The following is a 25303-nucleotide window of genomic DNA, read 5'->3' on the forward strand; positions in this document are numbered from 1 at the left end:
GACTCCCTAAGGAAATGGGGTATAATTATTTTATAAATATTGAACTAGAGGAGTTTGTCGCTGTGGGGGCAGACTCTTTTGTCATATTTAAAAGTTTTTGACGTCAAAACTTAACTTTCTACTTGACTTTTATCAAATTTGTTCATAAAATTATATTAAATCAACCATACAAAGAGGTGTGGAAATATGAAGACAATTTGGTTAGTCTTGTTGTGTGCGTGGGTGGCCATTTTTGGAGCCCTATGGGGAAATAATTTTAAGGAGGTCTCTTATGAACCCTGTTGTTATTGTATTGATAGCTTTACTATTTGTAGCTATACTTGTGTTTATTAGCACTCTCTATGTGGTGCGTCAGCAGTCTGTTGCCATTATTGAGCGCTTTGGTAAATATCAGAAAACAGCGGTAAGTGGTATTCATATTCGCCTACCATTTGGTATTGATCGTATTGCGGCGCGTGTGCAACTCCGTTTGCTCCAAAGCGAGATTGTCGTTGAAACCAAGACAAAAGATAACGTGTTTGTAACCTTGAATGTGGCAACACAGTACCGTGTTAACGAGCAAAATGTTACCGATGCTTACTACAAATTGATGAAACCTGAATCTCAAATCAAGTCTTACATCGAAGATGCTTTGCGTTCATCTGTGCCAAAATTAACCTTGGATGAATTGTTTGAGAAAAAAGATGAAATCGCCCTTGAAGTACAACACCAAGTGGCAGAAGAAATGTCAACTTATGGTTACATCATCGTGAAAACCTTGATTACCAAGGTTGAGCCAGATGCTGAAGTGAAGCAGTCTATGAATGAAATCAATGCTGCGCAACGTAAACGTGTGGCAGCCCAAGAATTGGCTAACGCTGATAAAATTAAAATCGTTACAGCCGCAGAAGCTGAAGCTGAAAAAGATCGCCTCCATGGTGTCGGTATTGCCCAACAACGTAAGGCTATTGTTGATGGTTTGGCAGATTCAATCGCTGAATTGAAAGAAGCTAATGTCGGTATGACAGAAGAGCAAATCATGTCAATCCTTTTGACCAACCAATACCTTGATACCCTCAATACCTTTGCGGCTAAAGGAAATCAAACCATTTTCTTGCCAAATACACCAAATGGTATTGATGACATTCGCACCCAAGTCCTATCTGCTTTGAAAGCGAAGTAAATGAAACGTTGATGAAGAGTAAATCATTTACGCTATTTGTAATCTTTATTCTGATGGCTAATGTCCTTTTGCTTTTTACAGATCTGACCCTATCAATGAAATTTCTTTTTGGATTTGGTTTAGGAGCTTGCTTTGCCCTTGCTAAGAAATTTCAGGAAACAAGGTATGGGAAGTTGAGACAAAGTCGCATTATTGAGAGTCTTGTTATCTTTACCTTAATGTTACTAATGAACGTCTTTATACCAGACTTTGCTTGGTATTGGAAGGTGCTTGTCGCAGGTTTTATAGGTGGGGCATATGGCTGTGTGACGATTGCTATGGAAAAAAGGAGTTAGTTATGAATATGAAAAATTTAGTTTGTACCTACTGTGGTGGAACTGAAATGGTTCGTGGACAGCAAGATGGTCAAGGGGCCATTCGTAAGAGTGGGTGGGCATTATCCAGTCAATTTCTCTACCATGATATCTGTGCTAAGTGTGGTACGGTAGTCAGAAGTTTTGTGGAGAAACCAGAAAAATTGAGGTAAATAGATGAGATTTTCTGCACTGATAACTTTGTTATGTATGATTGCTTATTTGGTGGTCATTTATGTTATAAAAGGAGAGCACTGGCTTGAATTAGTTTTTCTTGTTATAGGTGTAATGTCTGTTATTTTTCACAAGCAACTTGATGATTGGTGGGAAGAGCGGAGAAGTAAAAATAAATTGCAATAAAAAGACAACCAGCAGGCGTGTGCTTGCTGGTCTTTGCTTTATTTCAAGAAACGTTTTAGGAATTCTTTGGTACGGTCTTCTTGTGGGTTTTCGAAGATTTGTTGCGGTGTTCCTTGTTCTGCAATGAGTCCCTTGTCCATGAAGATGACTCGGTCAGAGACATCTTTGGCAAACTCCATTTCGTGGGTTACGATAATCATGGTAAGTCCTGATTTGGCAAGGTCTTGCATGGTTTTAAGAACTTCGCCAACCATTTCAGGGTCAAGGGCAGAAGTTGGTTCATCGAAGAGGATGGCTTCTGGGTCAACTGATAGTGCGCGTGCGATGGCAACACGTTGTTTTTGTCCACCTGATAATTGTTTTGGTTTAGCTGACCAGTATTGCTCGCCAAGTCCTACTTTTTCAAGGTTTTCTTTGGCAATCTTTTCAGCTTCAGAACGGTCACGTTTGAGAACGGTTGTTTGAGCAACAACGGCATTTTCTAGAACGTTTAAGTTTTCAAAGAGGTTAAAGGATTGGAAAACCATACCTAGTTTTTCACGGTAGGTGGTTAAGTCATACCCTTTTTCAAGAACATTTTGACCGTGGTAGAGGATTTCTCCGCCACTTGGTTCTTCGAGTAGGTTGATGGAACGTAGGAAGGTTGATTTACCAGAACCTGATGACCCAATGATAGAGATGACCTCTCCTTTTTCAACAGTTAATGAAATATCTTTGAGGACTTCGTTTTGTCCGTAAGATTTTTTAAGGTGCTTGATTTCTAAAATCGTATTAGACATGTGAGACCTCCTTGACTTGCATTTGGTTAGCGCCAGTAGTGTAAGTGTCGGTATCCATACGTTTTTCAATGTAACGCAAGATACGCGTAATCGTGAAGGTTAGGATAAAGTAAATCACTGCAATGATGGTAAAGGTTTGGAAATATTGGTAAGTCTGTGTGGCAACAGTTTTACCAGAGAAGTAAAGCTCAACCACTGAGATAACGTTAAGGACAGAGGTATCCTTGATGTTGATGACGAACTCATTACCAGTCGCTGGCAAGATGTTACGAACAACTTGAGGAAGAACGATCTTACGCATAGTTTGTCCGTGAGTAAATCCAAGCGCTGTTGCGGCTTCAAATTGTCCTTTATCAACAGCGAAGATACCACCACGAACAATTTCACTCATGTAGGCACCAGTATTGATTGATACGATAACAATGGCTGCCCAGAGACGAGGAATATCGACACCGAAGGCTTGGGCTGTTCCGTAGTAGATAACCATTGATTGTACAATCATAGGCGTACCACGGAAGATTTCAATGTAGACATTGAGGAACCAACCAAAGAGTTTTTGAAGGATGGCAATGCCTTTATTGCTTGATGTTGGAGCGGTACGGAAAATACCGATTAAGAGACCGATAAGTAAACCGAAGCAAGTACCGGTAATAGAGATGAGAAGGGTTGTTCCTGTACCGATGAGGAATTCTTTCCAGTTGTTTTTTAGGATGCTTGTAACTTGTTGGAAGAAGTTTGGTTCAGCGGTTTCTTCACTTGGTTCTTCAACAGGTTGTTTGGTAATCATATCATCCATGAGGGTGATACGGTCATTTTCAGAAATCTCAGATAAGGCTTGGTTAACCTGAGCGATGCGGGCATCATCTTTGCGCATGCCGACTGCAATAGCAGCATCTGATTCAGCAACTTCAAATCCTTTTTCCAGTGTTACCATTTTAAAACTGCTGTTAGCATTTTCAGCGGTTGTTCCTTCTGGGCGTTCAGAAATATAGGCATCAATAACACTAGCTTCAAGGGCTTGACGCATTTGTGAGAAGTCACCCATTGGTGTTTGAGGTTCAATGCCTGTCATTTGGCTGAGGAGATTAACATGCCAAACGCCTTGTTGGGCTGTAATTTTTGCGCCTTTAAAATCTTCAATTGATTTTGCATTGGCATATTTACTATCAGAGCGGACAACGAGAACGGGTTCACTGGTGTAGTAACTGTCAGAAAAGGCAATTTCTTTTTTGCGTTCCTCTGTTGGGCTCATACCCGCAATAATCATGTCGATTTTTCCAGAGGTAAGGGCTGGAACCAGACCGTCCCACTCGGTTTTAACGATGAGTAATTCTTTGCCGAGAGATTTTGCGACTTTCTGAGCGACTTGAACGTCGTAACCGTTGGCAAATTGTCCAGAGCCTTCAATCTTAGCAGCACCGTTTGAATCATCATTTTGGGTCCAGTTGAAGGGAGCATAGGCAGCCTCCATTCCGACACGGAGATAGTTGTCCTCCTGAACTGTGTGGGCTGTTCGTTGCCCTACGAAAAGCATTCCGAAGAAGGCTAAAAGGGTTAAAAAGATTTTTTTCATATCAATAATATCGAGACAGTTTGAATTTTCAAAAAATTATAAAAACAAAAAATAAAAAACCTATCTGCTTTGAAGCCTGTCTCGTCATCAATTAAATGGAATTAACCGATGAATCCTTTCTTTTAAAAGTTTGGTAAAAATGTATCTATTAAAATAAAAACTATACTGACATATTTTACAGGAAAAAGCGACGTATTTCAATAGAAATGTCTAAACTTTCAAAAGATGTGTTAAAATGGAAGAAATACAGTGGGGGTATCTGCGATGAAAAAGTTACTAGGGATACTAATGGTTTTTATAGCTCTGCTATTTTCACAAAAGGTCAAAGCAGATGGCGAGATTGAATACCGTATCGTCTCCTATGAGGGAGACCTTCGGATTCATGAGGATAATCGTGCAACCTTTAAGCAGGAGGTGACCTATGAGTATGAATCACCTTTCAATGGTCAGTATGTGACCTTGGGGAGCGCGGGAGAAATGCCAGATGGTTTTGGTATCACTGGGGAGCCTAAAATTACGGTTGATAATAATGGTTTGCGGGTGTTTGATCCCCCCTCCTATCTGGAGGATTTAGGGGACGGCTATCGTTTGAAAATCTATAATGCTGGTATTGGTGGAGATCGCGTGACGATTTCCGTTGTTTGGGAGCTGGTCAATATGACTTATCCTTACCAAGATGTGGCAGAGTTAAACTGGAAACCTATTAGTGATTGGGATGAGACCATTGATTGTGTAACCTTTACCGTTGCGACGGACAAGCCAACTAAGACTAGTAACCTTTGGGGGCATAGAGGGTACTTTAAGGAAACTCCTAGGATAGAAACAGATGGTGAGGGCGCCTATACCATGACTGCAAGAGATGTCGATGGCATTCTTGAGTTGCATGGGTATTGGGATAGTAGTGTTTTGAAACTATCGGTTCCTCATCTTTCGGAAAAAGCCCTGCCCCGTATTGAAAAAACGGAAGCAGCAATTGAAAAGAAATCGCACCTCCTGTTAGTTATCTTTGGCAGAGCTGTTCCAATTGCGATGGTATGTCTAACCGGGCTATCGTTGTGGCGGTTTGGCAAAGTCAAAAAAGCTCTTGATTGTTATAGTCCGAAATTAGGGAAAACAAGGCTTTATGAGGTACCAGAAGACTTATCTCCCTTGGTTTTGACTTCCGATGTTTACCAAGTGAGCTTTAAAGATATCGTAGAGAATCCTAAAGAGGGTGAGATTCATTTTGAACATGTCGTTCAAGCCATGATTTTAGATTTACTGGATAGAGGGATTGTGAGTGTCGATAAGGCAACCTCTGTACCGACTTTGAACATCGTAAACCTTGATCACTGTACTTCGTCTGATGTTGCCTTTTTAGACATGGCTTTTGGAAATCGCCTGTCTGTAACGTTAGACAAATTATTTGATGATTTTCAATATGATCCAAATATTATGAAGCGTCTGAAAAAGCAATATTCAGGAAGTCAACTTGAAACAGAGGTTCGTAAAAGTTCCCAAGAGATGAATCGTCGCATCAAAACAATGTCTTCTGCTATTGATAAAGCTGTGACCAAGGAAATGACGGCACTAGATCTTCCTAAAATTTACAGACCGATGACTTCTCAAGAAAGCAAAAAACTTCATGAGGCGAGCAGTTTGGGATGCTTTTTTAGCCTAATTACTTTTGGGGTGACCATTTATTTTGTGATGAAAGTCCATATGCTAGCTTTGCTTTATTTAGCGATAACTGTCTTTAGTTTTGGACTAATCGTTTTATTGGGACGCTTAACAAAGCCCTATACGACCTTAGGCGTCATTACTGAGGAAGGTAGGGAGCGTTTGGAAAAATGGCAGAGCTTTGAGCGGATGATTAAGGAAATTAATACTTTTAACGCTGTGGAACTTGAAGGGCTAGTGCTTTGGAATCGCCTATTAGTTTATGCCACGCTGTATGGTTATGCCAGCAAAGTTGAAGATTACCTGAAAGTCAATCATATCGCTTTGCCTGAACAATTTGGAGATATGGACATCCGTCTCATCCGCCATCAGATGATGCTATCTACTAATCATTTTGTTTCAACTTCGGATCATGTGACGACTGCTTCAACCTTTTCCGTATCGTCTGGAGGAAGTAGTGGAGGCGGTGGCTTCTCTGGAGGTGGCGGAGGAGGCGGAGGCGGTTCCTTCTAAAATTGAGAAAATCTGTTATAATAAGGTAAAGTGAGTAAGGAGTATTTATGTTTTTTGAAATGTTGAAGGCTATCTTTTTTGGGATAGTCGAAGGAATTACGGAGTGGCTTCCGATTTCTAGCACGGGACACTTGATCTTAGTCCAAGAATTTATTAATTTTAGTAATCAAAATAAAGACTTCATGGACATGTTTAATATTGTCATTCAGCTGGGAGCTATTTTGGCGGTTATTGTGATTTATTTTAAACGCCTCAATCCTTTCCAGCCTGGAAAGAGTGCTAAAGAGGTTCAGAAGACTTGGCAACTTTGGGTCAAGGTTGCGATTGCTTGTGTACCGTCTATTTTAATCGCTCTGCCTTTGGACGATTGGTTTGAAAGTCATTTTCAAAATATGCCAACGGTAGCTTTGATGCTAATTGTCTATGGTGTTGCCTTTATTTTACTAGAAGATTGTCAACAGATGACGCCTAAGGTTGATAGCTTGTCAAAAATGTCCTATAAAACAGCACTTTATATTGGCATGTTTCAGGTGCTCAGCATTGTGCCTGGGACGAGTCGATCTGGTGCTACAATTTTAGGTGGGATTCTTTTGGGAACAAGCAGAAGCGTCGCTGCTGATTTCACCTTTTTCCTTGCCATTCCAACCATGTTTGGTTACAGTGGCTTAAAAGCTGTCAAATTCTTTATAGATGGCAACACTCTAGTGTTTTCACAAATTGTTCTCTTACTTCTGGCAAGCCTTACAGCATTTGTGGTCAGCTATTATGCCATCCGTTTCTTGACAGACTATGTGAAGAGCCATACCTTTAAAATTTTTGGGAAATACCGTATTGTACTGGGACTTATTCTTTTGGCCTATACAGGCTTGAGCTATATTTTTTAAAGAATGATGGAGGTTGTCTTAGGGCAACCTTTTTTGTGTACTCTTGGTTAGGAGAAAGGGAATGTTTGTCTGTTTTTTTAAAACGATGGTGAAATGGTGTTAATAACATGTTTATCAAAAAAATCACAAACAAAAGAGTTTTTGTGAGAAAATAAAAAAATGAAAGGTCAACTTCGTTTAGAAAGTAGAGGTAGTGAGGAGAGCCATGGATGTTTGTTCTTCAATACTTATATAACTGGTTGTAAATTAAACAGTTTTGACAAATGTGTTTTTATAAGGGATAAAAAAAGCGAAAGAATTAATCCAAGTTTTTCAGTCATTGATATGCAAGCATTTGCGGATAATGTTTGTTATTTTTGAGTAGAATTTCTACTGAATATTTTTTAGTCATGTAAATTGTGTTAAATAATTAAGGTAAAGTGAACAGATTCTAATAATTTAAAACGATTATAAAACCATGTGATTCATTGATAAATTTAGGATGTAGCAGATATTTAGGGGTGGCTTGTTTTTGTCAAAAATGTATAAATTGATAGTCTTTACATGAGAATTACTTATGTTGTTATAGTAATCCATATGTTTTATACTAACTAATGATAGTAACAGTAGATATTTAGAATGCTTTGAGTGTGTCATTGACTGAGTCGAAAACATCATTAGAACGTATTCTTTTATATTTTTTGTTACGTTTTTTTGTAGGCGGATTAACTTAGTAAGAGAAAGTTTCTCGACAGGTAAGTAATCCGTTTCTTTGGGTACAAAGTAAGAAAGATAAGAAAAGCATAGAAGCAATTAACTTCTATGGAGCATGTTTTACAGGAGACATACATGAGAAAACTAAGAAAGATATTTCATAAGGCAGTTGCCTGTTTGTGTTGTTTATCTCAGCTGACAGTCTTTTCTACAACTCTTACCTCAGCAGAGGTATCGCCAGCGAATCCATCGACCGGAAAGATTGTTGTTAGGGAGACAAGTGATAGTGGTACGATTTTACAAGAAGCCATATTTACCTTAACAAACCAAAAGGATGGGGCAATTGTTTCACAAAAAACGGATTCTCAAACTGGTGATATCACCTTCACAGACCTAGTTCCAGGGACATATATCCTAACAGAAACACAATCGCCAGTAGGTTATCATCCATCAAAAAAACAGTGGCTTGTGAACGTTAAAGAGAACGGGGAGACAATAGTCAGTGGAGACGGGGTGACAGAAAGAGAAGAAGTATTATCTCCTAACTACCCACAAGAAGGCGTATATGAGGATGATAAAACGAAATATAACTTTATTCCAGTAGACGGTTCTCAAATAGGAGAACAACATAAGGCGTGGAATCCAGAACCATCTGAACGTATAATTGACGAAGGAACTCTATCAAAGAAGATTTATAAGGTCAATGATTTAGAGGAAAATAGCTATGGTATTGAACTAACAGTTAGTGGAGAGACGACAGAAAGTGAAAAAACCACAATTGAAGAGGGAGTCATCACGGATCCAATAGGGGAGATGATTGAACTTCAATTGGGGAAAGATGGACTGTTTGATTCCACGGACTATACTCTAAAAGGAAGTGACGGAAGCTATCTCGAAAATGGTCAAGCAATAGGAGGTCCACAAAAGGATGGTGGGGTCTTGAAGCAAGCTCAAGTGAGCTACGATGATGAGACAAAAACACTTCGGGTCACTGGTCTGACTCTAGGGACGGATGAACAAATCACTTTGACTTATAATATTCATTTGAATCCTCAATTCACCAGTCATACGCTCTATAGCACCAACGGTCGAACGACTTTACACCCCAAGGGAGTAGAATCAGAAATAGTACGTGATTTTCCAATTCCTCAGATATGTGATTTTTCTATTTATAAAAATCTTAACATTCGAGAGTATCCAGAAATTACAGTTCCAAAAGAGAGAAAACTTGGAAAAATTGAGTTTAGGAAATATGCTTTTGATACATCAGTAAATGATCAAGGTCAACTGTTAGAGAACAATAAAAAACTTTATCTTGAAGGTGGTCAATTTGAGTTGTGGAAGCTGAATCCTATAACTGGTCACTATGAAAAAGATAACAACCATAAAATAGAAATTTCAGCTGCCAAAACAGGAAAATTTGTCTTTGATAAGATTTCTCCAGGTCAATATCGGGTGAAAGAAATTGTTTCTCCGCCTGGTTATAAGGATACTCATGGTGCATTTGTAGCAGAGTTTACTTACACGGAGGCGGCAGAGTTTGAAAATGTCACACCTACTACAAAAGAAATTAAAAATGTTATAGGTGGTGATGGCAAGGTTGAATTAACAAAAATGTCTAGAGAAAATGGTGTAGAAGACATCCTTCCTGGGGCAACTTTTGTCATTAAAGATAGTAAGGGAAATATTCTAGATACTCAAAAATCAGATAATACAGGGCGTCTTACGTTCAGTGAGTTGCCATATGGAATATACTACATTGAGGAAACAAAGGCCCCTAGTGGTTATGAACGAGATAAAGAACCTTTAAGAATTTATGTTGGTCCTGATTTTGATGTTCCTAAAAATGCAGTGGGAAAAGATGTTGGAGATAAGGTTCATGCCACTTCTGGAAGTATCAAATCTTATGACTTTAATAATGATGAATTGATACACAAAGAAGTTATTCCTGGTCAGGCTGGTTACTTAAGAATTAATAGTGAATTTACTTTTGATGTTACAGCCATCAATAAAGAAATAAAACCTGGAGATTATTTCAAGGTTAAACTAAGTGAGAATTTGTCAATTGGAGGTCTGACTCCAGATGAACAAGTCGTAGATTTAGATATTGTATCTAGTGCAGGTGTCGTTGCAAAAGGTAAGTATGATAAGACTACCCATACACTTACCTATACATTCACAAATTATGTAGAAAATTATATTTTAAGTAAAGCTGGAACGTCACTGACAGCATATATTGATAAAAAAGTTGTTACTGATAATCGTAAAGTTTTAATATCAAGAAGTGTACTTAAAAAAGGTGTTGAAAAAGATACCGTGTCGGCGACATTTAGTGTCGTTTATAAAGGATATGCTCGTATAAAAGCCAAGAATTACAATCAACATTCTATTGGCTATCATCAAACTATGCTACCATCTATGGGGAGCCTAGTCACAAAAGTTGATGAAGAGAAAAATAAATATACCGCTTATGTGTATTACAACGTTAATGGCGATTCAATTGCCTATCCTAGACTAAATTTAATAGATACAGGTGATACGATTAATCCGATTACGGAAACTACGAGGGTAAGAATTTATCGAGTAAATGCTGGTGCTATGAAGCCAAGTTTTGGGTATTATGAAGATGCTGATGGAAATCCGCTTACTGGGCCAAATGGTCGAATGATTGGGGAAAAGGTGTACGATGGATTTCCTAAAGAAAGACAAATATTATTGGAGACGTCTAGGTATTTATATCGACATGCATATATAGTGAAGGTTGATGGGGATTTCAGTGACAATCCGGGTAATATAAAAATAGAGGCTTACGGAGATGGGCTTTCATATAACGGTTATAGATATTCTAATCGAGTAAATGCTTATGTCGTACTAAATTCGAATTCATCAGAAGCGGAGGGGGAGGTCGGTCTGAAGATTATTAATAAGCCAAATCAGATTACTTTTACTAAGACCGGTTTAGATGATAAGCCTCTCCCAGGTGCCAAGTTTGAGCTTCGTAAGAAGAATGAAAATGGTCATTTTGATAAAGTGGAAGGAAGTGAGCGTACCTCTGCGGGGGCCGATGGAACCTTTAATTATTCGAAATTAGCTTATGGTGAATATGAAGTTTGGGAAACGGCTGTTTCAAATCCTAACTATATCCTACCAAATAAGGCTGTGGCTACTTTTAAAGTCAATGCAGAAGGCCGCATTATTGATGTGACACCAGAGGATAACGTGATTCGAAACTCGGTTAGTTCAAAATTGAAGATTATTAAACAGGATGCGGATGATACGAAAGTCAAATTGAAAGAGGCAGTATTTGAACTTTATAAATTAGGTGTGACTGGAGAAGAAAAGAGTCTTTCGAAAGAAGAGTTTGAAAAATTATCTGCTGATGAACAGAAAGGGTACATTTATTCTATTCAAAAAGGCGGAATTACTACGACGAAATGGACGACAAACAATAATGGTGAAGTCGTCATTGAAGGTTTAGTGGACGGTGTTTACGTTCTTAAGGAAGCCAAGGCGCCGAAGGGCTACGGTATCCGTAAGGAAACAATGGGACCAATTATCATTGAAAATGGGAAGGTGAGAGATAGCCCGGAAAATGAGAGCAACGATATTTTTAAGATTAAATATAATGAATCAGATAGCGCAAAGAATACAATGACAGTTCATAACAGGAAGTTAAGTTACCCATCAACGGGTGGATTAGGAATTTCTGTCTTTATGATGATAGGTGGTTTCCTGATGTTTGGGTCTGTTTTTTGGTATCGGAAGCGATATCTATAAAATATAGCCTGCTATTTGAAAGGGGGAATGCTTATCGCTTTTAACTGTTTAAAGAAAAGTAGTAGCATAAAAAATTATATAAAGAAGGAAAGAGGAATAATGGTAAAAAAATTAATAAAAATCTTAGCCCTAGTGGCTTTGTTATTCAGTTATCTTGTACCAGTCGTACAGGTTGTGAGGGCGGAAGAGGCAAAAACAACGAATGTAACGATTCATAAAATCAAGTTGGATAATTTGGCGAAGTGGAAAATGTTGAAACCACAGGAGGATGGAACATATGTAGGTGATGATGGAAGTATTTATAATGGCAATAAGCTTCAAAATATTGACCAGTATTTTGGCGCTGGTGCAGAAGAACTATCAGGTGTAACATTTACATATTGGTTAGTAAAAAATCGTACTCAATATGAAAAAATGGTAAAAAATCCTGGTCAATACGATACTGTTGAGAAAGTTAAGCAGGAATTGCAAGAAGAAGGTTTGGAAACACAGCCAACAGGACAATCGGGAGTTGAAGTCGAATTATTGCCTGGCTTATACTGGGTTGTTGAAAACTTTGGATCTTACATTGGACCGAATGGTGAAACATTATCTGATTCGGCAGCAGTTCCCTTTGGATTAGAGTTACCAGCTTTTAACAAAGATGGTAATCCGATTGAAAATCTCCACGTTTATCCCAAAAATACTATTACAAAACCAAAAATTGATAAAGACTTTAAAGGGAAGGCTAACGCAGAAAAACCGAACAAGGACAAAGAATTAAGAAGTCAAACGGTTGGTGATATAGTAGCGTATGATATTGAAACCCTTATTCCTGTTGGTACACGATATGCGACATCTAAATGGTCTGATCAAATGACGGAAGGTTTGACTTTAAATAAAGATAGTTTTGAAGTGTCAATTGGCGGAGGTCCAGTTAGTAAAACAGATTATAAGTTGACTACAACAGAGACTGGTTTTGAATTGGAGCTTACTAAAGAGGGATTAAATAAAGTCAATGGTCAAGTTAAAGAAACTAAGATTAAAATCTCTTACTCGGCTACTGTCAATAAAAAGGTCATTGTAGATATTCCAGAAAGTAATGATGTGACTTTCCACTACGGAAATAATCCAGCACATGGAAATTCACCTATTCCTACTAAACCAAATAATAAACAGATTATAGTTGAAAAACAATTTAGTGATGGGAAATTCCCAGAAGATGTTGACGTACAAGTTACATTATATAATGCTCAAACAGGCAAAGCAGTAGAGCCGCGACAAGTAGCTACATTGACTAAACAGCAACCAACTCATACATTTATTGGACTTGATAACGATACAGAGTATAAGGTTATTGAAACAAATCTATCAGGCTATTCAGCAGAATATAAAAAAGTAAACCAGAATGGTCAAATTATTATTGTTAACTGGAAAGACAATAATCCACCGCCATTAACTCCAGAAGAACCTAAAATAGTGACAGGTGGTCAACGTTTTAGAAAAGTTGATAAGGTACATGATAATAAGGCTTTAAAAGGTGCTGAATTTGTTGTTAAAAATAAAGCAGGGAAATATTTAGCGCGTAAAGACGCTACTAAACGTAATGAAGATCAGAACCAATATGATGATGCAGAGAAGAAATATCAAGATTTAGTTAAAGTTGCTAGTACTTCTAATGGTCAGGAACTTATGGCAGCTAAGGAAGCGCGTGATAATGCCTATAAGACAGCTAAGTCAGAATGGAAATGGGTTGAACAAGAAAAAGATGCCTATATTTTTATCTCAGGTGAGAATGGCTATTTCCATGTTTCAGGTTTGGTATATGAAGCGTATGAATTAGTGGAAATAAAGGCACCAACTGGCTATGCTAAATTAATTACTCCTATTTCATTTGTAGTAGGTCCGGGATCTATGGACGGTGTAGAAATAGAGTCTCCTGAGAAACTTGATATTAGATTAAAGATTATTGACAACAAAAAAATCACTATCCCACAAACAGGTGGTATTGGTACAATTATCTTTGCTGTAGGTGGTGCTGCGATTATGGCTGCTGCACTTTACGCTTATTTCAAAAACAACAAGGATGAGGATCAACTTGCATAAGTAAGAGAGAGAAAGGAGCCATTGATGACATTACAGAAATTGATTAGTCGTATCTTCTTTGCTATGGCTCTGTGTTTTTCTCTTGTATGGGGCACCACTGCTGTCCATGCGCAAGAAGATCACACCTTGGTCTTGCGATTGGAAAACTATCAGGAGGTGGTAGCAAAACTGCCATCTCCTGATGGTCACCGGTTGCAGGTCTGGAAGTTGGATGATTCTTATTCGCATGAGAATCGTGTGCAAATCGTGAGGGATTTGCATACATGGGATGAAGCTCAGCTTTCGTCATTTAAAACGGCATCGTTTGAGATGATTTTCGGTGACAACGAGATTCAAGTGCCACATGTGCCTAATGGGCTTTATTATGTGCGGTCTATTCTTAAGACAGAGGCGGTTTCTTATCCATCAGAATTTCTGTTTGAGATGACAGATCAAACGGTCCAGCCTTTGGTTATCGTGGCTAAGAAGTCTGATACGATTACGACAGCGGTGAAGCTGATTAAGGTGGATCAAGATGGCAAGCCTTTGGCTGGTGTTGGGTTTACCTTAGTTTCTCTCGCAGAGGATGGTTCGGAAAAAGCGGTGCCTTTGATCGGGGAGTATCGTTACAGTGCTTCTGGTCAAGCTGGTCGAGTGCTTTATACGAATAAAAAGGGTGAGATTTCTGTGACTAATCTGCCTCTTGGAACTTATCGTTTCAAGGAGGTTGAGCCACTAGCGGGTTACGAAGTCACAAAAGGTGATACTGACTTTAAAGTACTTGGTAGTAAGCTAGTGACGGTTACGGTTGTCAATAAGAAATTGCCACGTGGAAATGCTGAGTTTATGAAGGTAGATGGTCGTACCAACCATTCCCTTCAAGGGGCTATTTTCAAAGTCATGACAGAAGATAAAGGGCAGTACACGCCAGTTCTTCAAGATGGCAAGGAAGTGGTTGTCACCTCAGAGAAAAATGGCCGTTTCCGTGTGGAAGGCTTAGAGTATGGGGACTATTACCTGTGGGAGATTCAATCGCCAAAAGGGTACGTTCAACTGGCTTCTCCTGTTGCCTTTACTGTCGGAAAGGAAGAGGCAAAAGAGGTGGTTACTGTGGTCAAAAATAACAAACGTCCACCGCTTGATGTGCCTGACACAGGGGAAGAAACCTTGTACGTCTTGATGGGATTAGCAGCTCTGCTATTTGGTAGTGGCTACTATCTCACTAAAAAATCAAACAACTAACACTCAAAGAAACTGAAGAGGTTCGATGAGTACCCATAACTTGTATGAGGCTGGACAGTTTGTGCCAGCCTCATTATGAGTTATTGCCATTAGAAGCTGGTGCCTATGTACACGTATCTAGCTTAATGGTAAACTAAAGAAATGAGATTTTCTCGTTTCTCCTAGCAGGTAGGATTACCTGTTAGGAAAAGCGATAAAATAGAGGCTTTTACTATAAAAAGGTAGTTAAGGAATTATGACGAAAAAGAAAAAATCAAAGAAGCAAAAGCGTAATAATGTGATTTTAGCGTTTATCTTTCTCCTTGGGTTGGCGGTCATGGCCTATCCGCTAGTGTCTCGGATTTATTATCGAGTGGAGTCGAATCAACAGATTGCAGACTTCGATGCAGAGAAAGCAAATCTGAATGATGCTGAAATTGATGAGCGGATAAAGTTGGCTCAGGCCTTTAATGATTCTCTGAATAATGTGGTCAGTGGTGATCCGTGGTCAGAGGAGATGAAGAAAAAAGGGCGTGCGGAGTATGCACGTATGTTGGAAATTCATGAGCGGATGGGGCACGTGGAAATTCCGGTTATTGATGTGGACTTACCTATCTATGCTGGTACTGCTGAAGAAGTTCTGCAGCAGGGGGCAGGGCACTTGGAAGGAACCTCCCTTCCTATTGGGGGCAATTCGACCCATGCCGTTATTACAGCGCATACGGGATTGCCAACGGCAAAAATGTTTACGGACTTGACCAAGCTCAAGGTTGGGGATAAATTTTATGTGCACAATATTAAGGAAGTCTTGGCTTATCAGGTGGATCAGGTAAAGGTTATTGAGCCAACGAATTTTGATGATTTGCTCATTGCTCCTGGTCATGATTATGTGACCTTATTGACTTGCACCCCTTATATGATCAATACGCACCGCTTGTTGGTACGAGGTCATCGAATAGAATATGTTCCAGAGGTTGAGGAAGAATTTATTGCGACGAACAAGCTCAGTCATCTTTATCGCTACCTGTTTTACGTAGCGCTTGGTTTGATTGTGATTCTGCTATGGATTATTCGACGATTGCGCAAGAAGAAAAAACAATCAGAAAGAGCTTTGAAAGAGATGAGAGCTGCTGTAAAGAAAGTGGAGGCAACTGATGGGGAGAAATAGGCGTTCACGAAGACGCGTGACGAAAAAGAAAAAAAATCCGATTGTACTCTTATTGATTTTCTTGTTGGGCTTTGCGATTGCGATGTATCCTTTGGTATCTCGCTATTACTACCGTATTGAGTCTAATGAAATCATTAAGGAATTTGATGAAACGGTCGCTAAGATGGACAAGGCAGAGCTGGAAGAGCGGTTGCGGTTAGCTCAGGCTTTTAATGCTACCTTGAAGCCGACTGAGGTTCTTGACCCCTTTACAGATCAAGAGAAAAAAGAAGGGGTTTCAGAATATGCTAATATGTTGAAGGTCCATGAGCGTATCGGCTATGTGGAAATTCCTAGTATTGATCAAGAAATTCCAATGTATGTCGGTACCGCTGAAGAAGTTCTTCAAAAAGGCGCTGGTCTGTTAGAGGGGACCTCGCTTCCTGTTGGTGGTGAAAATACGCATACGGTGATTACTGCCCATAGGGGCTTGCCAACGGCTGAACTTTTTTCTCAGTTGGATAAGGTGGAAAAAGGTGATGTTTTCTATCTGCATGTTTTGGATCAGGTGTTGGCTTATAAGGTTGATCAGATTTTGACCGTTGAACCCAATGATTTTGAGCCTGTTTTGATTCAACCAGGGGAAGATTATGCGACCTTATTGACTTGCACTCCTTACATGATTAACAGTCATCGTTTGCTTGTGCGCGGGAAACGGATTCCTTATACGGCACCGATTGCTGAGCGGAATCGTTCGGTGAAAAAGCGTGGGCAATACTGGTTGTGGCTCTTACTGGCTGCGATTGTTGTGATTCTTATTTTGAGCTATCGTGTGTATCGTAATCGTCAAGCGGTTAAGAGATTAGAGAGACAATTGGAGGATCGTCATGTCAAAGATTAAGCTACGAAAATCATTGGGATACGTGTTGATGTTGGTGGCGTTTGCAATTCCTGTTTATTGTTTTGGACAGATGGTTTTGCAGTCTCTGGAACAAGTCAAAGGTCATAAGACATTTTCGGCATCTGTGACCACAAAAAGTTATCAAGAACAATTGCAAAAGTCACTGGATTATAATGAGCAACTGGACTCGCAAAATCATATTGTGGATCCCTTTTTGGCAGAAGGGTATGAGGTCAATTACAGGGTATCGGATAATCCAGACGCTGTTTATGGTTATTTATCAATCCCTAGTTTGGAAGTGATGGAGCCAGTTTACCTTGGAGCTGACTATCATCATTTGGGAATAGGGTTGGCGCATGTGGATGGGACGCCTCTTCCTGTTGAGGGAAAAGGGATTCGTTCAGTGATTGCTGGACACCGTGCAGAGCCAAGCCATGTCTTTTTCCGACATCTTGATCAGCTCAAAGCTGGGGACGTTCTTTATTATGATAATGGTCAGGAAATTGTGGAATATCGGATGACTGATACCGAGATTATCTTGCCTTCGGAGTGGGAGAAGTTGGCATCTTCTAGTACGAAAAATATCATGACCTTAATTACCTGTGATCCGATTCCTGCTTTCAATAAACGCCTTTTGGTCAATTTTGAGAGAATCGGTGTTTACCAAAAATCGGATAAAACGACCGCTCCAGTTCTAAAAAAAGCTTTCACCAAGCAAGGACAATCAGTCTCACGTGTCTCAGGGACTCAATGGTTTTACCGTGGTGTAGTGATGGTTTCTATCTTAGGATTTATGATCGTTTTGTGGAAATTGGTGCGTTTTTTAATCGCTCAATAGTGGGAAATACAGCTGACGAGTTAGCAAATCAATCATTTACAACGTTTTTATCAAAACCATTCTCAGTAGAAAAAGCATTGATACTCGTTTAGTTTATTTATTATTTTTAGAAAAACCACCCCAAGCTTCTCATCTTGTATCAAATCAAGAAGAGAATTTCGGAGTGGTTTTATGTTGTACTGGTGGAAAAAATCGCTTTTAAATGCTTTTATTAAAATGCCGTTCGTTTTTTTAAAAAGCGTCATAATTAGACACATACTATGAATTTGTAGATATAATCTATTTGTGATATACTATTTTCGTAGAAAAGTGTCCCTGAAGGGATGTGAAGTTGTCCGTCACTAAAATGGCAACAACCTCGCAAAGACGGTGGCTCCGAATTCTGAAAGAGAGGTGATGCCTATGGGCAAATCATCAAAATCTAATGGAGGGAGGAGCAATCTTTTTTGACCGCTTTTGAAGTTGTGCAAACGATTCTAGGTTTTGGTGGATTCACCATTGCTTTGATTAATTTGTGCTATAAACTCTTCAAAGATGATGACAAAAAGAAATAGCCGTCAATACTTTGGAAGAGTAACGGCTATTCTTTAATAGTAATTACGAGCCACCGTCTTAAACGGTTCTACATTGGAGCTGGTCTGCAAACCAGCTCTTTTTCTGTCTATAGTATATCACATTTGATAAAAATGGGAAAGAAAAAGAATTATCACAGATTGTTACTTTGATGTTCTTGTCATAAAGACGTGTGGTATAATAGACTTCGTAGAAAAGTGTCCCTAAAGGGATGTGAAGTTGTCAGTCACTAAAATGGCAACAACCTCGCAAAGACGGCGGCTCTGAATTCTGAAAGAGAGGTGATGCCTATGGGTAAATCATCAAAATCTAATGGAGGGAGGAGCAATCTTTTTTGACCGCTTTTGAAGTTGTGCAAACGATTCTAGGTTTTGGTGGATTCACCATTGCTTTGATTAATTTGTGCTATAAACTCTTCAAAGATGATGACAAAAAGAAATAGCCGTCAATACTTTGGAACAGTAACGGCTATTCTTTAGCAAAACTGAGCCACCGTCTTAAACGGTTCTACATTGGAGCTGGTCTGCAAACCGGCTCTTTTTCTGTCTATAGTATATCACATTTGATAAAAATGGGAAAGAAAAAGAATTATCATAGATTGTTACTTTGATGTTCTTGTCATAAAGACAGTACATTGTGACTGTTAGGGGGCTTGAAGGGAATTATATTGTGGTGAAGCTATAAAGATGATGGTATTAGTATGATAGGAGAGGGGATTGATATCATTATAACTAATTAAAAATAGTATGAGTGATAAATTATTAAATGGTAGCAATTATCAAAAGGTTCTACCTAGAGGAATTGTTGAGGCAACTGCCCTTTGTGATTCCATTTGCAAATGATAAGATGGTCGGAGTAAAAACTAGTGCAAACATTTTTGTTGGATTTGATTAGGAATGTGTTGAAAGATTGAAATTGAGGTATTTTTATAGTGTTTGCTTCAATAGAAAGCTGCTATATTTAAGTTTTGTCATATGTTGGTTATGGCTTTCAACAGGTCAGAAAATTGCTATTTTAACCTCTTTCTAGTATAATATAATGACTAGTCTCGTGCGAGGTAATTAAATGGAAATGAAACAAATCAACGAAATAACGTTGAAAATTACGATCAGTATGGAGGATTTGGAAGAGCGTGGGATGGAACTACATGACTTCTTAATTCCTCAAGAAAAAACGGAAGAATTTTTCTATTCTGTTATGGATGAGTTGGAATTACCTGATAATTTCAAGCAAAGTGGTATGCTTAGTTTTCGTGTGACGCCTCGAAAAGATCGTTTAGATGTCTTTGTGACAAAATCTGAGATTAATCAAGATTTGAATTTTGACGATTTGGCTGAGCTTGGAGATGTTTCACAGATGTCTCCGGAAGATTTTTTCAAAACGTTGGAACAAAAGATGTTTGAAAAAGGTGATGTGGCGGCTCATAAACAGTTGGCTGATATTGAAGAACAGGAAGAAAAGAGTGCAACTGAGGAGGTTGAAGAGACTCAGGATTATGTTCACTATGTTTTGGATTTTCCAACTTTTGAAGAAGTGGTGACGTTTTGCCAATCAATTGATTTTCCGACAGAGGCTTCAGAGCTTTATAAGGCTGATGGACGTTACTACATGACAGTCTTAGTTTCTCTTGAAAATCAACCGGCGTACTATTCTAATATTGTTTTTGCACGCTTGATTGAGCATGCTCATAAGGCAGATAGAACGCGAGCTTATTTACAAGAGCATGGTATTCAACTAATGATGGATGATGCTCTGCCTTTGCTTAGGAGTATCGAGGTGGCTTGATGACTAGTTTTTCACTAGAATATATCTTGGTTTTAATTGGTGCTTTTCTGCTCTCGCTTTTTGCGACGCCAATCGTTCGTTGGTTAGCTTTTAAAATCGGAGCTGTTGACCAACCAAATGCTCGCCGGATTAACAAGATACCGATGCCAAGTAGCGGTGGTCTTGCGGTAGTGATTTCGTTTACTATTGCGACTCTGTTTTTCATGCCAATGGTAGTGACTGGATTAGTGCACGGACAAACTTATTTCACTTATATACTCCCTGTAGTGATTGGTGGTATTATTGTGGCGATAACTGGGCTGATTGATGATATCCATGAGTTATCTGCCAAGAAAAAATTAATTGGGATTATTATTGCTGCAGTTTTGGTCTGGTATTTTACCGATTTTCGCTTTGATTCTTTCAAACTACCTTTTGGGGGCCCCTTATTTCAATTTAATCCTGTTTTGACCTTTGTAGCAACCATTTTATGGATTGTTGGTGTGACTAATGCAGTCAATTTGATGGATGGCTTAGATGGGCTTGTTAGCGGCGTCTCAATGATCAGTCTGTTGACCATGGGGATTGTTTCTAATTTCTTTTTGGCAGATACTGATATTTTTTTAACCCTAACGATTTTTGTTCTTGTAGCTTCTATTGCGGGATTTTTTCCTTATAATTATCATCCTGCCTGGATTTATGGTGGTGACACGGGCGCTCTATTTATAGGGTTTATGATTTCTGTGTTATCCTTGCAGGGGTTAAAAAATGCAACGGCGGTTGCTGTTGTGACGCCAGTGATTATTTTGGGGGTTCCGATTGTGGATACCTTTGTAGCGATTATTCGTCGGACTTTATCGGGTAAGAAATTTTATGAACCTGACAAAATGCATCTTCATCATAGATTGCTAGCAATGGGATTTTCTCATAAAGGAGCTGTGTTGGTCGTCTATGGCATTGCTCTGCTATTTTCCTTAATCTCCTTATTGTTAAATGTCTCAACACGTCTAGGCGGCGTCCTATTGATGGTAGGTGTGTTATTTGGACTTGAGGTATTGATTGAGGGGCTGGAAATTTGGGGAGAAGGTCGAACACCGCTTTTCCACCTGTTGAAATTGGTTGGTAATTCTGCTTATCGAAAGGAATTTTTTGAGCAGAAGTCAAAGAAGTAAGCACGATAAAAGCCTTTCGGGGGCTTTTTTGCTATAATAAAGAACGTTATAAATAAAAAATTGGGAGATTATCATGTCTGTACTTGAAATTAAAAACTTGCATGTTTCTATTGAAGACAAGGAAATTTTAAAAGGGGTAAATTTGACCCTTAAAACTGGAGAAATTGCAGCGATTATGGGTCCTAACGGAACCGGTAAATCAACGCTTTCTGCAGCGATTATGGGGCACCCAAATTACGAAGTGACAGAGGGAGAAATCCTCTTTGATGGGGAAAACATTTTGGAAATGGAAGTGGATGAGCGTGCTCGTCTAGGACTTTTCCTTGCGATGCAGTACCCATCAGAAATTCCAGGAATTACCAATGCGGAATTTATCCGTGCAGCGATGAATGCTGGTAAGGAAGATGAAGATAAGATTTCAGTACGTGATTTCATCACAAAATTGGATGAAAAGATGGAATTACTTGGCATGAAAGAAGAAATGGCAGAGCGCTACCTCAACGAAGGTTTTTCAGGTGGTGAGAAGAAACGTAATGAGATTTTACAACTTCTAATGCTTGAACCAAAGTTTGCTTTGCTTGATGAAATTGACTCAGGCCTTGATATTGACGCCCTTAAAGTCGTTTCAAAAGGGGTTAATGAGATGCGTGGTGAGGGCTTCGGTGCGATGATTATCACTCACTACCAACGTTTGTTGAACTACATCACACCAGATGTTGTCCATGTGATGATGGAAGGTCGTGTCGTGATGTCAGGTGGTGCGGAGTTAGCAGCTCGTCTTGAAAAAGAAGGGTATGTCAAGATTGCGGAAGAACTTGGTATTGAATACCATGAACATGACGAAGACTAAAAGGAGAACTGATGAGTAAACAAGTTATTCAAAACTTCTCACAACTAAAGGCAGAGCCATCTTGGTTAGCAGAACTTCGTTTATCAGCTTTTGACAAGTTGGAAACTTTGGCTTTACCTAAAATTGAGCGTGTGAAGTTTCACCGTTGGAACCTAGGTGATGGGACGTTGACGGAGACTGAAGAAATTGGCAATGTTCCTGATTTTACGGCTTTAGGGGATAATCCAAAGCTCGTTCAAGTGGGAACACAAACGGTGCTGGAACAATTGCCGATGACTTTGATTGAGCAAGGGGTTATTTTTACAGACCTCTATTCAGCTTTGGAAGAGATTCCAGAGGTGGTTGAGAAGCATTTTGCTTCTGCGGTTAAAAGTGATGAGGACAAACTAGCTGCCTATAACTATGCTTATTTTAATAGCGCAGCGGTGCTCTATGTGCCAGATAATGTGGAAATTGCGGAGCCTATCGAAGGCATTTTCTTGCAGGATAGTGAGAGTGCTGTGCCGTTTAATAAACACATTCTGATTATTGCTGGTAAAAATAGTAAATTTAGTTACCTTGAGCGCTTTGAATCCATTGGTTCAGGTTCTCAGGAGGTTTCTGCCAATGTTTCTGTTGAAGTCATTGCAGGTGCAGGAAGCCAGATTAAATTTGCAGCGATTGACCGTCTTGGAGAACATGTGACGGCTTATCTCAGTCGCCGTGCTCGCCATGCGGCTGATGCGACTGTGGATTGGGCTCTCGGTGTGATGAATGAAGGCAATATTGTGGCGGATTTTGACAGTGATTTGATTGGAAATGGAAGCCATGCTAATCTGAAAGTTGTCGCAGCTTCAAGTGGTCGTCAGGTGCAAGGAATTGATACCCGTGTGACTAATTACGGAAATCATTCTGTTGGTCATATCCTACAGCACGGTGTTATTTTAGAACGTGGAACCTTGACTTTCAATGGCATTGGTCACATCGTAAAAGGGGCTAAAGGGGCGGATGCTCAACAAGAGAGCCGTGTCTTGATGTTATCAGACCAAGCTCGCTCAGATGCCAACCCAATTCTTTTGATTGACGAAAATGAAGTCACAGCAGGTCACGCCGCTTCAATTGGTCAGGTTGACCCAGAAGACATGTATTACTTGATGAGCCGTGGTTTGGATAAAGCAACGGCAGAACGCTTGGTTATCCTAGGGTTCTTGGGAGCTGTGATTACAGAAATCCCAGTTAAAGCTGTTCGAGATGAAATGATTGCTGTTTTAGATAGCAAATTGGATAAGCGTTAAAGCCAATTATTGTGCTATCAGAAACGAATTAAAATATGATGAATGAAATCAATTGAAATAAGGGAAACAAGGAGGAAAAGCAGTGATTGATGTTCAAAACATTCGCCAAGACTTTGAGATTTTAGACCAGATCGTCAATGACGAGCCCCTTGTTTATCTTGATAGTGCTGCAACGACTCAAAAGCCCAAAGCTGTGCTGGATGCCATCAACCAGTATTACTTGGAGGATAATGCCAATGTTCACCGTGGCGTGCATACCTTGGCAGAACGTGCGACAGCTAAATATGAAGCCAGTCGTGAGAAAGTTCGCTCCTTTATTAATGCGAGATCAACCAAAGAAATTCTGTTTACCAGAGGAACGACAACAGGTCTAAATTGGGTTGGCAAATTTGCAGAGCAGATTTTACAGCCTGGTGATGAAGTTCTGATTTCGATCATGGAACACCACTCTAATATTATTCCTTGGCAGCAGGCTTGTCAGAAAACAGGGGCGAAGCTCGTTTATGTCTATCTAAAAGATGGTGAGCTGGATATGGAAGACTTGAAAGGGAAGTTGACTGCAAAAACAAAATTTGTCAGTCTTGCCCATGTGTCAAATATCCTAGGTTGTATCAATCCTGTTAAAGAAATTGCAGAGCTAGCTCATCAAGCTGGTGCTTATATGGTTGTAGATGGAGCGCAATCAGTTCCTCACATGGCTGTGGATGTTCAAGAATTGGATTGTGATTTTCTGACTTTTTCAGGTCACAAGATGCTAGGACCAACTGGTATCGGTGTTCTCTATGGCAAAGAAGAAGTTCTTAATCTCATGAAGCCTGTCGAATTTGGCGGGGAGATGATTGACTTTGTCTACGAACAAGAGGCGACATGGAAAGAACTTCCGTGGAAATTTGAAGCAGGCACGCCAAATATCTCAGGAGCCATTGCTCTGGGAGCAGCGATTGATTATTTGACCGAGCTAGGGATGGACGCCATTCATGCTTATGAACAAGACTTGGTTAGCTATCTCTTGCCTCAGTTACAGGCAATTGAAGGGGTGACGGTTTATGGACCAAAAGCCCCTGAAAAACATGCTGGAGTATTAGCTTTTAATATTGATGGGTTACACCCACATGATGTGGCTACTGCTCTTGATTACGAAGGTGTGGCTGTACGTGCGGGACACCATTGTGCGCAACCTTTAATCAATCATCTTGGTTTATCGTCAGCAGTTCGTGCAAGTCTTTACCTTTACAATACCAAGGAAGATTGTGACAAATTGATTGAAGCGGTTCATAAGACGAAGGAGTTTTTCAATGGCACTTTCTAGATTAGATAGCCTTTACATGGCAGTGGTTGCCGATCATTCTAAAAGCCCGCATCACCATGGGATTTTAGAGGGGGTTGAAGCTATTCAACTCAATAACCCAACCTGTGGGGATGTGATTGCCTTAACGGTCAAATTTGATGGCGACGTGATTGAAGATATTGCCTTTGCAGGCGAAGGCTGCACGATTTCAACAGCTTCATCAAGCATGATGACTGATGCAGTGATTGGAAAAACCAAAGAAGAGGCACTAGCCTTGGCAACGGTTTTCTCTGAAATGGTGCAAGGGCAGTCCGATGACCGTCAAAAAGATTTAGGCGACGCAGCCTTTATGGCAGGTGTGTCTAAATTTCCACAACGGATTAAATGCGCGACATTATCCTGGAATGCACTCAAAAAAGCGATTGAACGAGAAGCAATGTAAGAGAAGAGATTGATGA

19 protein-coding genes and 2 pseudogenes are annotated in these 25303 nt (G+C 39.6%); 19 read left to right on the forward strand and 2 right to left on the reverse strand.

The genetic code is table 11. The features are described 5' to 3' along the window. Nucleotides 1–271: 271 nt before the first annotated feature. From EAF07_RS04825 to EAF07_RS04835, 3 genes are read left to right on the forward strand one after another with little or no spacing between them, the layout of a single operon-like run. Nucleotides 272–1162, forward strand: coding sequence for an SPFH domain-containing protein (locus EAF07_RS04825; RefSeq protein ID WP_121835206.1), 891 nt, complete (start codon nucleotides 272–274; stop codon nucleotides 1160–1162). 11 nt (nucleotides 1163–1173) lie between these two features. After that, nucleotides 1174–1497: a hypothetical protein gene (locus EAF07_RS04830; protein WP_121835208.1), complete on the forward strand. Its 324-nt coding sequence runs from the start codon at nucleotides 1174–1176 to the stop codon at nucleotides 1495–1497. 2 nt (nucleotides 1498–1499) lie between these two features. Then, a complete protein-coding gene (locus EAF07_RS04835) occupies nucleotides 1500–1688 on the forward strand; it encodes a hypothetical protein (RefSeq protein ID WP_245962693.1) in 189 nt (62 codons plus the stop codon). A gap of 225 nt (nucleotides 1689–1913) precedes the next feature. On the opposite strand, the gene EAF07_RS04845 is transcribed toward EAF07_RS04835, so the two are convergent. Together EAF07_RS04845 and EAF07_RS04850 are read right to left on the reverse strand one after the other, a co-directional pair. Then, on the reverse strand, nucleotides 1914–2654 hold the full coding sequence (locus EAF07_RS04845; RefSeq protein ID WP_121835212.1) for an amino acid ABC transporter ATP-binding protein: 741 nt from the start codon (nucleotides 2652–2654) through the stop codon (nucleotides 1914–1916). Then, the gene (locus tag EAF07_RS04850; protein ID WP_121835214.1) at nucleotides 2647–4227 is read right to left on the reverse strand and encodes an ABC transporter substrate-binding protein/permease; all 1581 of its coding nucleotides are present in this window, start codon (nucleotides 4225–4227) and stop codon (nucleotides 2647–2649) included. The genes EAF07_RS04845 and EAF07_RS04850 overlap by 8 nt, the downstream gene beginning before the upstream one ends. 264 nt (nucleotides 4228–4491) lie before the next feature. Here EAF07_RS04850 and EAF07_RS04855 point away from each other — a divergent pair, with 264 nt between their 5' ends. The 16 genes and pseudogenes from EAF07_RS04855 to sufU all read left to right on the forward strand — a co-directional run bounded on the left by EAF07_RS04855 (nucleotide 4492) and on the right by sufU (nucleotide 25287). After that, nucleotides 4492–6399, forward strand: coding sequence for a DUF2207 domain-containing protein (locus EAF07_RS04855; RefSeq protein ID WP_142925590.1), 1908 nt, complete (start codon nucleotides 4492–4494; stop codon nucleotides 6397–6399). Nucleotides 6400–6446: 47 nt separating this feature from the next. After that, complete coding sequence (locus EAF07_RS04860; RefSeq protein ID WP_121835218.1) at nucleotides 6447–7283, forward strand: undecaprenyl-diphosphate phosphatase; 837 nt, start codon at nucleotides 6447–6449, stop codon at nucleotides 7281–7283. An 828-nt stretch (nucleotides 7284–8111) separates the two neighbouring features. After that, nucleotides 8112–11753, forward strand: coding sequence for a SpaA isopeptide-forming pilin-related protein (locus EAF07_RS04870; protein WP_183121653.1), 3642 nt, complete (start codon nucleotides 8112–8114; stop codon nucleotides 11751–11753). 99 nt (nucleotides 11754–11852) lie between these two features. After that, nucleotides 11853–13838: a pilin N-terminal domain-containing protein gene (locus EAF07_RS04875; RefSeq protein ID WP_183121654.1), complete on the forward strand. Its 1986-nt coding sequence runs from the start codon at nucleotides 11853–11855 to the stop codon at nucleotides 13836–13838. Nucleotides 13839–13862: 24 nt separating this feature from the next. Next, entirely contained in the window at nucleotides 13863–15059 is a 1197-nt protein-coding gene (locus tag EAF07_RS04885; protein ID WP_281272439.1) for an MSCRAMM family protein, read from the forward strand. Between the two features lie 235 nt (nucleotides 15060–15294). Continuing rightward, the gene (locus EAF07_RS04890) at nucleotides 15295–16206 is read left to right on the forward strand and encodes a class C sortase (RefSeq protein WP_121835226.1); all 912 of its coding nucleotides are present in this window, start codon (nucleotides 15295–15297) and stop codon (nucleotides 16204–16206) included. Further along, nucleotides 16193–17086, forward strand: a complete 894-nt coding sequence (locus EAF07_RS04895; RefSeq protein ID WP_121835228.1) for a class C sortase — start codon at nucleotides 16193–16195, stop codon at nucleotides 17084–17086. Before EAF07_RS04890 ends, EAF07_RS04895 begins: the two co-directional genes overlap by 14 nt. Then, nucleotides 17073–17924 (forward strand): sortase, encoded by an 852-nt coding sequence (locus EAF07_RS04900; RefSeq protein WP_121835230.1) that lies wholly within the window; start codon nucleotides 17073–17075, stop codon nucleotides 17922–17924. The genes EAF07_RS04895 and EAF07_RS04900 overlap by 14 nt, the downstream gene beginning before the upstream one ends. 396 nt (nucleotides 17925–18320) lie before the next feature. Continuing rightward, a pseudogene (locus tag EAF07_RS04910) lies at nucleotides 18321–18478 on the forward strand (putative holin-like toxin). A gap of 303 nt (nucleotides 18479–18781) precedes the next feature. Next, nucleotides 18782–18939: pseudogene (locus tag EAF07_RS04915) on the forward strand (putative holin-like toxin). Nucleotides 18940–19562: 623 nt separating this feature from the next. Then, nucleotides 19563–20282 (forward strand): adaptor protein MecA, encoded by a 720-nt coding sequence (gene mecA / locus EAF07_RS04920; protein WP_121835236.1) that lies wholly within the window; start codon nucleotides 19563–19565, stop codon nucleotides 20280–20282. Next, entirely contained in the window at nucleotides 20282–21433 is a 1152-nt protein-coding gene (locus EAF07_RS04925; protein WP_121835238.1) for a glycosyltransferase family 4 protein, read from the forward strand. The genes mecA and EAF07_RS04925 overlap by 1 nt, the downstream gene beginning before the upstream one ends. 73 nt (nucleotides 21434–21506) lie before the next feature. Then, nucleotides 21507–22283, forward strand: coding sequence for a Fe-S cluster assembly ATPase SufC (sufC, locus tag EAF07_RS04930; RefSeq protein WP_121835240.1), 777 nt, complete (start codon nucleotides 21507–21509; stop codon nucleotides 22281–22283). 11 nt (nucleotides 22284–22294) lie between these two features. After that, nucleotides 22295–23557: a Fe-S cluster assembly protein SufD gene (gene sufD / locus EAF07_RS04935; protein ID WP_121835242.1), complete on the forward strand. Its 1263-nt coding sequence runs from the start codon at nucleotides 22295–22297 to the stop codon at nucleotides 23555–23557. Between the two features lie 82 nt (nucleotides 23558–23639). Beyond that, complete coding sequence (locus tag EAF07_RS04940; RefSeq protein WP_121835244.1) at nucleotides 23640–24866, forward strand: cysteine desulfurase; 1227 nt, start codon at nucleotides 23640–23642, stop codon at nucleotides 24864–24866. Then, nucleotides 24853–25287 carry a Fe-S cluster assembly sulfur transfer protein SufU gene (gene sufU / locus EAF07_RS04945; protein ID WP_121835246.1) on the forward strand — a complete coding sequence of 145 codons (435 nt, stop codon included), beginning with the start codon at nucleotides 24853–24855 and terminating at the stop codon, nucleotides 25285–25287. Before EAF07_RS04940 ends, sufU begins: the two co-directional genes overlap by 14 nt. The last annotated feature ends 16 nt before the right edge of the window (nucleotides 25288–25303 follow it).

The sequence above is a fragment of the Streptococcus hillyeri genome, assembly GCF_003686955.1.
Taxonomy (GTDB): domain Bacteria; phylum Bacillota; class Bacilli; order Lactobacillales; family Streptococcaceae; genus Streptococcus; species Streptococcus hillyeri.

Excerpts from the sequence above, each read along its gene's own strand:
- EAF07_RS04925 (WP_121835238.1), top strand. The coding sequence starts at position 20,282 with ATGACTAGTTTTTCACTAGAATATATCTTGGTTTTAATTGGTGCTTTT.
- EAF07_RS04885 (WP_281272439.1), top strand. The coding sequence starts at position 13,863 with ATGACATTACAGAAATTGATTAGTCGTATCTTCTTTGCTATGGCTCTG.
- EAF07_RS04900 (WP_121835230.1), top strand. The coding sequence starts at position 17,073 with ATGTCAAAGATTAAGCTACGAAAATCATTGGGATACGTGTTGATGTTG.
- EAF07_RS04850 (WP_121835214.1), bottom strand. The coding sequence starts at position 4,227 with ATGAAAAAAATCTTTTTAACCCTTTTAGCCTTCTTCGGAATGCTTTTC.
- EAF07_RS04875 (WP_183121654.1), top strand. The coding sequence starts at position 11,853 with ATGGTAAAAAAATTAATAAAAATCTTAGCCCTAGTGGCTTTGTTATTC.
- sufU (WP_121835246.1), top strand. The coding sequence starts at position 24,853 with ATGGCACTTTCTAGATTAGATAGCCTTTACATGGCAGTGGTTGCCGAT.
- EAF07_RS04895 (WP_121835228.1), top strand. The coding sequence starts at position 16,193 with ATGGGGAGAAATAGGCGTTCACGAAGACGCGTGACGAAAAAGAAAAAA.
- sufD (WP_121835242.1), top strand. The coding sequence starts at position 22,295 with ATGAGTAAACAAGTTATTCAAAACTTCTCACAACTAAAGGCAGAGCCA.
- EAF07_RS04825 (WP_121835206.1), top strand. The coding sequence starts at position 272 with ATGAACCCTGTTGTTATTGTATTGATAGCTTTACTATTTGTAGCTATA.
- EAF07_RS04830 (WP_121835208.1), top strand. The coding sequence starts at position 1,174 with ATGAAGAGTAAATCATTTACGCTATTTGTAATCTTTATTCTGATGGCT.
- EAF07_RS04860 (WP_121835218.1), top strand. The coding sequence starts at position 6,447 with ATGTTTTTTGAAATGTTGAAGGCTATCTTTTTTGGGATAGTCGAAGGA.
- EAF07_RS04845 (WP_121835212.1), bottom strand. The coding sequence starts at position 2,654 with ATGTCTAATACGATTTTAGAAATCAAGCACCTTAAAAAATCTTACGGA.
- EAF07_RS04835 (WP_245962693.1), top strand. The coding sequence starts at position 1,500 with ATGAATATGAAAAATTTAGTTTGTACCTACTGTGGTGGAACTGAAATG.
- EAF07_RS04855 (WP_142925590.1), top strand. The coding sequence starts at position 4,492 with ATGAAAAAGTTACTAGGGATACTAATGGTTTTTATAGCTCTGCTATTT.
- mecA (WP_121835236.1), top strand. The coding sequence starts at position 19,563 with ATGGAAATGAAACAAATCAACGAAATAACGTTGAAAATTACGATCAGT.
- EAF07_RS04890 (WP_121835226.1), top strand. The coding sequence starts at position 15,295 with ATGACGAAAAAGAAAAAATCAAAGAAGCAAAAGCGTAATAATGTGATT.
- EAF07_RS04870 (WP_183121653.1), top strand. The coding sequence starts at position 8,112 with ATGAGAAAACTAAGAAAGATATTTCATAAGGCAGTTGCCTGTTTGTGT.
- sufC (WP_121835240.1), top strand. The coding sequence starts at position 21,507 with ATGTCTGTACTTGAAATTAAAAACTTGCATGTTTCTATTGAAGACAAG.